7 protein-coding genes and 3 pseudogenes are annotated in these 11,175 nt (G+C 35.5%); 5 read left to right on the plus strand and 5 right to left on the minus strand.

Features of this window, described 5'->3' with window-relative positions; translation table 11 throughout:
• Window positions 1-652 (minus strand): annotated as a pseudogene (gene wmk / locus OUY_RS05605) (WO male-killing family protein Wmk); the annotation flags it as partial.
• Between the two features lie 89 nt (window positions 653-741).
• Here wmk and OUY_RS06700 point away from each other — a divergent pair.
• The 3 genes from OUY_RS06700 to OUY_RS05615 all read left to right on the plus strand — a co-directional run bounded on the left by OUY_RS06700 (window position 742) and on the right by OUY_RS05615 (window position 1,890).
• On the plus strand, window positions 742-891 hold the full coding sequence (locus tag OUY_RS06700; RefSeq protein ID WP_281277891.1) for a PD-(D/E)XK nuclease family transposase: 150 nt from the start codon (window positions 742-744) through the stop codon (window positions 889-891).
• Window positions 892-932: 41 nt separating this feature from the next.
• Window positions 933-1,577, plus strand: a complete 645-nt coding sequence (locus OUY_RS05610; protein WP_281277892.1) for an Rpn family recombination-promoting nuclease/putative transposase — start codon at window positions 933-935, stop codon at window positions 1,575-1,577.
• A 67-nt stretch (window positions 1,578-1,644) separates the two neighbouring features.
• A complete protein-coding gene (locus OUY_RS05615) occupies window positions 1,645-1,890 on the plus strand; it encodes a pyrimidine dimer DNA glycosylase/endonuclease V (RefSeq protein WP_246038764.1) in 246 nt (81 codons plus the stop codon).
• Window positions 1,891-2,201: 311 nt separating this feature from the next.
• On the opposite strand, the gene OUY_RS05620 is transcribed toward OUY_RS05615, so the two are convergent.
• The 4 genes and pseudogenes from OUY_RS05620 to tnpA form a co-directional block, all read right to left on the minus strand.
• Entirely contained in the window at window positions 2,202-3,803 is a 1,602-nt protein-coding gene (locus tag OUY_RS05620; protein WP_139686917.1) for a hypothetical protein, read from the minus strand.
• A gap of 214 nt (window positions 3,804-4,017) precedes the next feature.
• Window positions 4,018-4,362 carry a transposase gene (locus OUY_RS06825; protein ID WP_139686920.1) on the minus strand — a complete coding sequence of 115 codons (345 nt, stop codon included), beginning with the start codon at window positions 4,360-4,362 and terminating at the stop codon, window positions 4,018-4,020.
• A gap of 63 nt (window positions 4,363-4,425) precedes the next feature.
• On the minus strand, window positions 4,426-4,578 hold the full coding sequence (locus OUY_RS06830; protein WP_410543261.1) for a transposase: 153 nt from the start codon (window positions 4,576-4,578) through the stop codon (window positions 4,426-4,428).
• A gap of 100 nt (window positions 4,579-4,678) precedes the next feature.
• Window positions 4,679-5,149 (minus strand): annotated as a pseudogene (tnpA, locus tag OUY_RS05635) (IS200/IS605 family transposase).
• A 288-nt stretch (window positions 5,150-5,437) separates the two neighbouring features.
• On the opposite strand from tnpA, the gene OUY_RS05640 reads away from it, so the two are divergent.
• Window positions 5,438-9,793: a leucine-rich repeat domain-containing protein gene (locus OUY_RS05640; protein WP_139686919.1), complete on the plus strand. Its 4,356-nt coding sequence runs from the start codon at window positions 5,438-5,440 to the stop codon at window positions 9,791-9,793.
• Window positions 9,794-10,632: 839 nt separating this feature from the next.
• A pseudogene (locus OUY_RS05645) lies at window positions 10,633-11,045 on the plus strand (helix-turn-helix domain-containing protein); the annotation flags it as partial.
• Window positions 11,046-11,175: the final 130 nt, after the last annotated feature.

The raw sequence follows: 11,175 nt of genomic DNA on the forward strand, positions 1-11,175 counted from the left end.
CTTCTTCTATGAGCAGATCTGTAATGCTAATCGATAATGTTTCTGCTGTTACATATAATTTTTCCAGTGGAATAGCTACACGCCCTTGTTCATAGTTCGTCACCTCATTTTCTCTGCTAAATCTTTTTGAGTATACTCTCTTCCATTCTTTTATCTTCTTTCCTATTTTGCAGTAAATAGAACCTCCTTTTTCTTCAACGCATTCATCAGCAGAGAGACCAATTGTTTTTGCAACAATATCAACAGAAACTCCTGCTTTTACCAAACCTTTTGCAATCTTTATTTTCTCTGCTTTTTTACTACTTTTTTCACTAACTTGAGCAAATTTGGTTAGTAAACAAAACATTTTACGTAGCTCTTTATCGTTAATCTTTTTATATTTTCTTACTAGATTTAATATTTCCTCTCCCTCATCTTCAAAACAGATTTTTTCATTTGATACAGGAATTAGGTCTACAATACCAATCGACAATATCTCTGCTATAGCATACAACTTTTCAATCGAAATTCTGCGTGTTCCTTTTTCATATTGCAGTATTACCTGATATGTTGTACCGATTTTTCCCGCTAAATCTTTTTGAGTATAACCTCTCTTTAACCTCCAGTTCCTTACTTTGTGTGCTATCTGATACCTTATCGAGATGTTTGTCATAAATATTATACAGGTTAACATTACGTTTAATTGTTGAATATTTCTTCAGAATTGTGTATAATTATTAATGCTTTTTATCTTACTTTCTCATGGCTCTTTCGAAGTTTCTCGATCCGAAGAATGATGTTGCATTTCGCCGTATCTTTGGTACTGAGAAGAATAAAGATATCCTCATTCATTTCCTCAATGATATTCTGGATTTCACTGGCAAAAATACAATACAGGATATAGAGTTTTAAGTACTATTCAAGACCCTGATATTGCCTCTAAAAAGCAAAGCATTGTTGATGTATTATGTAGGGATTCCACGGGGGTGCAATGCATAATTGAGATGCAGGTCGCTAAAACTAAAGGCTTCGAAAAACGGGCACAATACTACGCAGCTAAAGCTTATTCAAGACAAGCTGATAAAGGTGATCAGTACCATAACCTTAAGGAAATTATCTTTATTGCTATAGCAGATTGTATTTTATTTCCTGATAAGTCTGAGTATAAGTCAAAGCACACTATTCGCGATGAAAATACTAATGAGCATGATCTAAAAGATTTTTACTTTATATTTATTGAGTTGCCTAAATTTCCAAAAACCAAAGAAGATCAGCTTTCAAGTATAGTTGAAAAATGGGTCTACTTCTTTAGATATGCAGACGAAACTAGTGAAGAAGAGCTAGAGAGAATAATAGGAAGTGATCTAATAATTAAAAGAGCATATGAAGAACTCAATAGGTTCAACTGGTCAGAAAAAGAATTTATTGCCTATGAACAAGAGATCAAGCGTATTCGTGATGAACAGGCTGTCCTTGCTCAAAACTTGATGATGCTACTGCAAAAGGCATCCTCATCGGACATGAAAAAGGCAGAAAAGAGAGGGAAATTGAAGTTGCAAAGAATCTACTTAAAGCAGGAGTTTCTATTGATATCATAGCTCAAACTACTGGTCTTACAGTTAACGAAGTCAAAGACTTAATCTGATTTTATCTTTTGACACCTAGATGAACATCTTTGTACTAGGTAAAGACCCAGCAATTGCAGCACAAATGTTATGCGATAAGCATATAGTGAAAATGCCATTAGAAGCTGCTCAATTACTTAGTAGTGTTTTTTCAATCGCATTAGAAACGCCAAATCCTTTTATCAGTATCACAAACCAAAATATAGAAGTTCATATGAACTTACTCACAAAAACCATCCTTGCTCTTTATGGACTAGAAAGTCGAAAGGTAATTTTTATTGGTTGATAAGATTAAGATATGGAAAAGAATTATGTATAGAGTATACTCTGCGGTACATCAGATTCTGTACTCACTACCATAATTTTACCCCAACATTAATTCTATCAAGTGCATGCCCTTAAACAGAACTGAAACACGAAGTTACCAAAGAACCAACATGGTGAAATCTGATATTACCAAAGCTTTTCTGAAAAACAATGAATTTGCTAACAAAACTTTTCCAGTACCTTACCAATTGAGACAACGGTATTTTCACACTTACACGCAGAAACTCAGCCAACTCACCGACTCCAAAACCGCACCAACCATAAAGTAGTTCAACGCATAATATCCTTAGCTTCCTGAGAAGCTTGAACACACTCTAACCTGCCAGAAGGCACATCGGAAGGGAGAGAAACCGGATTGTCAGTGGACCGAAGACCGCTCACACTACTAGCAGAAGAAGCTGCATCACTGACATGTTGAGAAGACAAACTCGAACGCACATGGGAAGGGAAGCCACCAATGTTAGGGAGACTACGCAAGCGAGGAAAAGGAGGGCCGTAGGCGAAACGTTGAGGTGGAAAAGGAGGGCCGTAGGCGAAACGTTGAGGTGGAAAAGGAGGGCCGTAGGCGAAACGTTGAGGTGGAAAAGGAGGGCCGTAGGCGAAACGCTGAGGTGGAAAAGGAGAATTATCGGATATATAATAACTAAGATAACTTGCTTGACCATAATCTTGACAAGACACACTACCTCTCAAACTTTCCATACTTGTTCGAAAGTGACTTCTACTCTCTCCTCGAGAACGCTCACTACTTCTCAAACTTTCCCTACTTGTTCGAGAGCGACTTCTACTCTCTCCTCGAGAACGCTCACTACTTCTCAAACTTTCCATACTTGTTCGAAAGTGACTTCTACTCTCTCCTCGAGAACGCTCACTACTTCTCAAACTTTCCCTACTTGTTCGAGAGCGACTTCTACTCTCTCCTCGAGAACGCTCACTACTTCTCAAACTTTCCATACTTGTTCGAAAGTGACTTCTACTCTCTCCTCGAGAACGCTCACTACTTCTCAAACTTTCCCTACTTGTTCGAGAGTGACTTTCACTTCCCATTAAAGATGTTTCCTGACTTTTTAGACCCTCATCACCACTTTGAGGCACACTGCCCATAAACTCAGGTCTGGAAGAAAGCGGCACTTTAGGTGATGCTAAATAACTACTGCAAAGTACACTTTCCGTAACCTCAGATAAATCTACCACCCTCTTAGCTGGAGATTTGGAACTCGTAGAAAACGTTACCACGATTCCACTAGGGACAGGGGTTTGTGAAGGAAGCGACAAACTCGCTCCAACAAGTGAGGAGGAACGAGGCAGTAAAGTTTCACCACCACTTCGAGAACGCTCACTACTTCTCAAACTTTCCATATCTTCACGAGGAGGTACATCTGACCCAACAACCTCTAGAAAAGACTTGATAGCTCTTTCAGCTTCCCCGAGTTGGCAACACAGTCTTGCTCTGGAACTCAAAGAGCTTTGTAAAAACTTCTTTTGAAGTTCCAGATGAACTATATCCCGACGAAGACTTATGATCAAGGACGAAAAATGTCTGACAAAACTAACGAAATTTTCCACCCTTACCCCATCAACATCGTGCAGAAATGTCAAACCAGATGCCTCAGGAACAAACAATTTATAAAGATCTAAGGAGAAAATAAAAAGGCTTCGTGAGGCACTTTGCAGTTCTATAAGACTTCTTCGAGCAAGACGTTTATCAAAACTACGATATTCCATCAACTTTTCAATAAACGATGAACGTGCCGACTCAGTTCCACGCGCGCCCAGAAAGTTACTTAAGGAACTAACACTTTTGCTGAACAGGAAAAGCTGCTCAATAAAGGTTGCAGGAGGGGAATAAGGTAAATCAACATTGTTTTTCATATAACAACCAGAGAATCAACTAAATCCCTTTTATGGTAGACTATTTTGAAAGCATTTCAACAATTATTTTTATTAACAATGCCTTAGAGCATGTCTTTAAACTCAAGAATAGGCTAATTTGTGAAGAATAATAGTGATCATATTAAAGAAATATTGTTTTTGAGGTAAGAGGAGAATGCTCGTAATCTTTGCTCATGTGTCTAAAATTGGAGAGCTAGGCAAAAGTTCTTTCAACAATCCAACGCTTAGGAATAACTTGAAATCCTGTATTAACTACTTTCTTGGCAATCGTTAACAAACATCCAGTTTCCGATAAACAGCGGTTTTGTAACTTACCCATATATTCTTGATTAGCAAAAAACTTACGTAGAGTTGGAGATTTGTGCTTAGCTTCAGCAAAAAGATTTAGAGCAATATCACGATCTTGAATGCTTGCGCTGTGTACTTCAGCAGTAATTACAAGACCTGCAGTATCTACAATAATATGGCGTTTCCTGCCCTTTATTCTTTTGCCAGAATCATACCCTCTGGATCCCCTTTTTGAGTAGTTTTTACTGATTTACTGTCAATTAGTCCTACTGATGTAGTTTCTTTCTTATCAATTATTTTCTTACTTTTTTAACTAGGAAATTGTGAATTTCTTGCCATGTTCCACTTTTTTTAAGTGCGAATTGCAGCTATACACGACCTTCCATGGCAGAAAATCCTTGGGTAATTGTCTCCATTGACACTCTGTTTTCATCACATAGCAAATTGCATTAATTATTATTCTAATGTTATCTTATACCACACTTCTTAACTCCTTCCTATATAGTTTAAAGACATGCTCTTACATGAAACCTCTACAATGTAATTCTTTCAAAACTATCACAAATTCAACCACTATGTATTGAAGTCCATAGAATGAGAGAACGTGAAATGCTCATTTTCGACTTACCAAAATTGTCTTCCCTTTTAGGGTGATTCTTATGATGTAGTCCTTTATCATTTGATCAGTCACATTCCGTTAGTCCTGACAAAATAACCAACTGCCAATAAATGATTCCCACCACCCAATATTTTTCTTTAATTCTCGAAAACTCTACTGTATTTTTCTCGAGCACCTTCCTTTTATCAGTTGTACTAATTTGCTGATACTCAAATATAGTGGTACTGGAACATATATGTGGGCATGTCTTGATGTTACTTTACCTCTCTACTTAGTTACTTCTACATACTGCTTGAATTACCTCTCTTGCTTTTAGCCCTATGTCTCCAACAAGAACTAGGTATCTGTATTGAGCAATCCATACTATATGATAAATACAATTGTATGCCGCATGACTGCTATTTTTATAACATTTCACATTCCTCTAAATTTTTCACCTTTCAAATTATATTTTTGAAAGGATGGACTTCAAGTCCAGGGTTTTTCTCCCAAATTCGGAACGATAAAGGGGAAATGATATATCCGAATACATGGAAATTTTTTATAAAAAACAACAACGTCTTTCCACTGTTAACTACGTAATAGAAATTTTTTAACTTTTCCTGTACCTTTTCTAGATTAAGTCAGACTTCTGATTTGTAAATTCACCTTTACTTTGTTTGGCTTGTCCTTTACATATTATGGTATGTAGTCTTTTTAGGTTTTTATGGATTTTTCCCTCTACGTTGTAGGAGATCATCTTGATTTGACAGGGGTACAACAACTCGATCCTACAAAATTGCAAGAGTTCTTGGAAAGCGATGAAGTTGGTAGAACGGTACATGTTCTTTCTTTAAGTCCGGGGGTGATGATCGGTCATGATCCTGCTGATTCTGATAGTGATCTTGGTGCTATTTTCTCTATTCTTGGTATACATTGGCTTAAGTCAATTAACCTAGTAAGAAAAGAAGATGAAAGGATAGGTATCTCTAGTGACGATTTTTGTGAACTTCGTTCCTCTCTTAGAAAATGGAAGAGTATTCATTCTATAAACATAAGAGGTAACTCAGATATTGCTGTGGATGCGTTAGCAAAATTACTTGCATTTAAATGTACTTCAAGATTGACTTCCCTTGATATGAGTGATATCAATCTCTCAGGTGATAAAATTTATAATTCTCTCCGTTCTCTTGAAAATCTTTCCAGTCTCTATTTAGCAGGTAGTTTGAGTAAGCAAGGAAGCCTCAAAACTCTAATTGATACAGGTTGTATCAAACAACTCACTTGTCTTGATCTGAGCAAAAACAACATGAGTAGTCAAGATCTGGTTGTTTTAATCAGTAGCGATCATATCAAAAAACTTACTCATCTTTACTTAAGTGATAACAAGATTGATAATAAAGGTCTGAAACTTTTAGCTCGGAGCCAATATCTTACAAAACTTACTAACCTCGATTTAAGCAATAATGTGATTGAATTTTCAGATGTAAATTCTTTACATAACAATAATCTCAAGTCTCTTGTCCATATTAATCTTAGCCATAACTCAAAAGGTAAAAGAGGTTCAATTGTCCCTGCTCTACTCAATATTGATTACAAAAATATTACCTATCTTAACTTGGCTTTTTCATTTCTTATTACTGCTGATACCATAGAAAGTTTATTTCAGGCAAATAATTTAGAAAACCTTGATTTTCTTGATCTAAGTGGTAACAGCATTCAAGGTAAAGTTATGGAAGCTTTAGCCTGTTCTCTGATTGGGAAACTTAAGCATCTTCACTTAAATAAATGTTCAATTACTGATAAAGATTTAGCTATATTAGGTAGTAGTGACTGGATTAAGAATGTGAACCATCTCGCATTAGGTAATAATTCACTCACTCTGTTGGGATTCAATAAGTGTATTGAATCCCAAGGTTTTAAGGCTCTTACCTTTCTTGATTTGAGTGGTATCAGAATTTGTGAGATCGGAAATAGTATAACTCAAGGTAATATTAGAAACGTCACCTCCCTTGTTTTAGCAAATTCCAGAATTAATGATGATCTTTTGAAAACTTTAGTGAATGTCCTTGATCTCAAAAGGCTTATTTTTATTGATTTAACAAATACTCGTGTTTCTTTTTCATTCATAAAAGATTTGATTAAATCCTATTTCAAAAGTCTTCTCTCACTAAGCTTATCCTTTGATAGTGATAAAATTAGAGAAATACAGGGAGATGTTGATTCTTTAAGTGAAGTCGTCACTGAAAGGTTAACCGTCACCTTTACTAGTTCTATTCTAGAAAAAAATAACACTCAATTCAGGACTATAGTTCCTGGATCTAGAGGTAGATCACCCGATAATGATTCTAGAGTGCAATGGGGAAATGATCGCTCTCATAATCTAAGTAATCCTTTAAGTGCGATAAATACTAGTGGATTAGACTCAATCAACCTTGATCATCATTTAAAAAATGCTACTATTATACCTCGTATTGTCGTTAGTCAATGCCAAGCTAATGATGGTTCGGGGGAAGCTTCTCAAACACCACAAACAGAAACAGGTCTCCATCTTCAAGTAAGAAATGCAAGCCAATCGGAGAAGTGTTACTCTTATGTAAACGTACCGGTAACTTTTATTAAAAAAAAAACAACCGTAAAATATCAGTTTTTTGCCAGTAGTATGGATAACTATGCAAAGTTATCAGAGTGGATTCAATTATCTTGTAAAACTTTTCCCTCTGATGTTCCCCTTGCAGAAAATATAACAGCGTTTGGATTAGCATCCTCTGTTCTTGATGTAAATTGTTTGAAGTTATTCACTGATAAAAACCTTGGTTCTCTTGTGGAGATTGTTTTATTTGAATGTAAAATCGGTGATAAAGGTGTAAGGTTTTTGGCTGAAAATCTTCCGCCCTCATTTACTACAATTAGTATAAAATACAGCGACGTAACTTATGCTGGCGTATCATATTTATTTAGGCGTGGTCTCTCATATATTAATGCATCATACTGTCGTCAAAATTCTACTTCGGATACTTTTACTCAGCAGAATACTCTTCCTCCTTCATCTGAAGATGTAACTTTTCCTATTGGTTCAAAGCTTATTTTAAAAGATATGCTCATGCTTGGGGGAAAATTCAAGAAGTATTTCTTGTCTGGTAACGTTGATTTTTATGGAGTTGTTCAGCTTGATTTAGAAAAGAACTCCGTGAATGTAGATGATCTTTCTGCTTTGTCTGAGAGAGATGTCAGTAATCTTGCGAAATTAGATTTAACTAATAATGGTCTTAATGATGACTGTGCAGTAGCTTTAAAGAATTGTTCGTTTCCGGACTCTATGGAACTTAATTTAGGAGATAATAATATTGGTAATAGTGGTTTACAATCTTTGCTCGAAGCTGTTTTTTTTGAAAAGCTTTCTTTACTTCGTATGAACAATAACAGATTTGATCATAAAGGTTGGGAAATTTTAAAAACTCTTGCTTTTCGATCCCTTCAATACCTTAATTTATCTGAGAACTCTATTGGTCCTATGGGTGCAAAACTCATAGCTTCTCATAAATACCCGAGGCTTCAAAAGCTTTATTTAAGTAGTGCTGGTATTGGTGATAAAGGTGTGAAATATTTGGCAGAAAATAGTTTTCCATTACTTGCCTTAGTTGGTTTAAATTCTAATGACATTGGTAGTGCGGGTGCAGTAAGTTTAGCTCATGCAGCGTGGCCAAGGCTCGATAATTTGACTTTAGATGGTAACCACGTTGGTTGTTCAGGTGTATTAGCTTTTGCTAGTAAAAATTTGCAAAAGCCTAGAGTACTTTCCCTCGGTATTGCACCTCATGTCCCTCCCGAATGTATAGGAAGTTTATTCAGGTCTAGCTTTGAAGTTCTTAATATTAAAGCCGTTGCTAAGACTCCAGCTGACGTGGAACCTTATGAAAATTCTGGGTCGTTAGATAATGGTCAAGCAATAACTTTTTCTTCAAATTCGAAGTTTGCGTGTGTAGACACGTGTATGCCTGGTGGAAGTTTTGCACAATACTTCTTATATGGTAAGATTGACTGTAGAGGAATTGTTCACCTTAACTTATCAGGAAATACTCTCTCCACAAATGATATTGACGCCTTTGGCACTGCAACCATGGAACAACTTGATATTCTTATATTAAAAAATACTAATATTAATGATGAAAGTTTAGAAAAGTTAAGTAGTATTAGTTTTATGAGAATTAAAGAGATTGATTTATCTAATAACTCTATTAGCGGTGAGGGTGCATTGAAAGCTCTTCCTAGTTGTCGTTGGAAAAGTACTGTAAAAGTTTACCTATTTAATAACGGAAATATTGATAAAGATCACGGAATTCGAATAAATAATTCTTGCAAAATTCATGTCCTTTTTTGTCAGGAATACGATAGGTCTCGTAATTCATCTCATAATTCATCTCGTAATTCATCTCGTAATTCATTGAGTTATTTCTCTCATGATTCATCTCATAATTCATCTCGTAATTCATCTCGTAATTCATCTCGTAATTCATTGAGTTATTTCTCTCATGATTCAATCGATGAATTGTCAAATGATTCAATCGTGAACATGAAGTTGACTGGTCGTACAAGTTCACCTAATCTAGGTTCTTTGCCAATTGGATTAACTAAGAAGAGTGCTCCTTCCACTGATAATGATTGCTCAATCTATTCTTCTTCTCCTGGAGATGGTGCTTCAGAGATCCTAGCAGGTACAAGTACAAATACTGGTAATATACGAATAAATAACGGTAATCCATTAAATAACTCTATTCATTTCTTAGCTAAACATGCTTGTGCTGTTAATGAGAATTTACCTTCAAGTACTAGTGATGTTGCTCAAAATTCAGTTCACAATGGTACTACTTTGTCAAAGAAAAGGGCTAGAAGTCCAAATGTGTCACCACCTGTGTTGAGGAAATGCCACAAGAGTAACGTTCATAATTCGATTCCCACTAGTGCAGAAAGAGAAATATCACCACCTGGTGGTTCTGGTAATTTTAGTATCCCGCAGTCTAATTTAGAATATCCTGAAACTAGTAGTGTTTCTGGCTGTAGCAAGGGTAAGAACGATAGGTAGAGGTAATAAGTAAGGAAGTGTTAAAAAACGTACGTGCCAAGTCAAGAGATTGTAAGTAAGTTTAGAGAAGTTAAGGTGAATACCAAGTTTTTTCTGTACTTACGTCAATATTTAATAAGGCACGTGGGCAAGTTGAATAAAGTAGAAGGGCACTACTAAATAGGCAGCCATTAATTGAGCAGTATATAGTGCTAACAAAATTTAAATGATACAATCATTTCTAGCACTAAAAACCAGCAAGCGTGAGAATCTTTCGTTTTTGAATGCATTGGTCTACCAAATGATACATACGAACTTTTTAATATAATGATTTTACTATGCGCTAAAACTAGCTATATTAGCCCATTTCATCCATATTTAGATATGAACTAATTTACCTAACTTCGTTGCAAAGACTTCAAGCTTCTTTTTTTACAACCCTATTTTTGCACAACGTGTTCTCACAAATATACGATCTTTTTTGCAATCTTAGGAAGAGTCAATAATTCAAATTTTTGTAGCACTAAAATAGACATTTCTTTAGTTACAGCAAGGTCTATTTTTTCGTAAATAAAAATGTTTTCTAATTAATTATTAGAATGAAAATATCATACTTGGCTCTCAAGAAATTTCCTGTTGTGCAGTGGTAAGGTTTGGAGAAAAAGATTGGCTTGGCAACGATAATTTACTAGACTAAAGTTTATATTAAAATACAAAATGGGGTTACGGGTATGGAATCTGGTTTGGATCACAATTACAATAAAATACTTGATATATTAAAATTGTAATAGTTTAGACTTGATCTGACAAGCAAACAAAGTAAGATAAAAATATAGACAAGTTTTAAAGGAGTGTCAGATATGAATACAACACAAGAAAAAATACTAAAACCAAAGTTGGGATTGCTAGAACTTGCAAAGCAATTAGGAAATGTATCACAGGCGTGTAAAGTAATGGGATATTCAAGGGATACATTTACCGCTTCAAAGAACTGTATGAAACAGGAGGAGAAGAGGCTTTACACGAGATAAGCAAAAGCAAGCCATTGTATGCAAATAGAGTGTCGGAGGATATAGAAAAAGCAGTAGTTGAAATAGCAATAGAGTTTCCAGCATACGGACAAGAAAGAGCAGCAAACGAACTGAAAAAGAGAGGAATTCTCATCTCTGCAAGTGGAATAAGATCAGTGTGGCAAAGAAACGATCTTGAAAATTTTAAAAAGAGGTTAAAGGCATTAGAAGCAAAAGTAGCTCAGGATGGTATCATTTTAACTGTAATAGTCTAGACTTAATCTGACAAGCATGAATTAACTGACAGAAGAATTAACAAAGTCAAAACCAAAATCAGCATCCTGTTTAATGCTATCAATATTTTTCTGATAAGCAATATGCATACTATCAAAA

Origin of the sequence: Wolbachia endosymbiont of Leptopilina clavipes (assembly GCF_006334525.1) — a bacterium.
In the GTDB taxonomy this organism is placed as follows: domain Bacteria; phylum Pseudomonadota; class Alphaproteobacteria; order Rickettsiales; family Anaplasmataceae; genus Wolbachia.